Source organism: Arsenophonus sp. ENCA, assembly GCF_002287155.1.
GTDB lineage: Bacteria > Pseudomonadota > Gammaproteobacteria > Enterobacterales > Enterobacteriaceae > Arsenophonus > Arsenophonus nilaparvatae.
Genome location: NZ_NHNG01000610.1, coordinates 1 through 763, shown reverse-complemented (window position 1 = coordinate 763; position 763 = coordinate 1). Strand labels below are relative to the sequence as shown.

Genomic DNA, 763 nt, shown 5'->3' with positions numbered 1-763 from the left:
ATCATAAAATATCATTTGAATCTCTGACAGAGGAAGATGCAGAAGATTTTAAAGTTAGAGCGAAACAATCGAGTGATGCTGATGAGCGGCGTAAAATGGCGCGTCGTTATACTTATATGAAACAAGCGATTCCTGTTAAAAACAATCTTGATAAAACATATGCTCTATTAATCGGAGAGTGATATGGACAAGCAACCCGATAAATTAGAGGTGTTAATGGATTGGTTTCTAGGTGATGCCAGAGAAATCAATGAGACACAGAAAAAAATGCTGGAAAAACAAACATTATTACTTGAGCGCGTTGATGAACTGAATAAATGCATTGATTCTAAAATCGAAAAATCAATTCGAGATGTTATTATTAGAGTGAGAGATTCCTGTAATGAAACGAAGTTTAAAATTAAAAGACGCCGATTTATTGCTATAATATTGCTTTGTGTCAATGCCAATTGAACACGAGTTTCGCACAAAACTAATTTGGGTACGCTAATAAAACACGGATGTGCTCAGCAATAGCATTTTTGATTACGTCCCAATTTTGTTGATAAAGGGTTATTTTTTCAGATATACGACGTTTATGTTGTTCAAACCACGCAGAAATAGCGAGAAAAATATGATTTCTTTGCGCTCGGCTCGTGCGAGCCTGACAGCGTTCAATACCACAATTTTGTTTAACTTCTCGATGATAAACTTCAACAGACCAACGGGCATCCATGATAGATTTGACGTATTCACGGGTGGGATTCTCTTTGTTTGTTACTAT

The 763-nt window shown here is 36.0% G+C and carries 2 protein-coding genes and 1 pseudogene; 2 read left to right on the top strand and 1 reads right to left on the bottom strand.

Annotation, left to right across the window (positions count from 1 at the left end):
• Together CBG25_RS15770 and stbC are read left to right on the top strand one after the other, a co-directional pair.
• Nucleotides 1–182: pseudogene (locus tag CBG25_RS15770) on the top strand (StdB protein); the annotation flags it as partial.
• 1 nt (nucleotide 183) lies between these two features.
• Nucleotides 184–453, top strand: a complete 270-nt coding sequence (stbC, locus tag CBG25_RS15765; RefSeq protein WP_290607826.1) for a plasmid stabilization protein StbC — start codon at nucleotides 184–186, stop codon at nucleotides 451–453.
• A 19-nt stretch (nucleotides 454–472) separates the two neighbouring features.
• Here the strand turns inward: stbC and CBG25_RS15760 are convergent.
• A partial coding sequence (locus CBG25_RS15760; RefSeq protein ID WP_290603789.1) for a transposase occupies nucleotides 473–763 on the bottom strand: 291 nt, incomplete at its 5' end.

Excerpts from the sequence above, each read along its gene's own strand:
- stbC (WP_290607826.1), top strand. The coding sequence starts at position 184 with ATGGACAAGCAACCCGATAAATTAGAGGTGTTAATGGATTGGTTTCTA.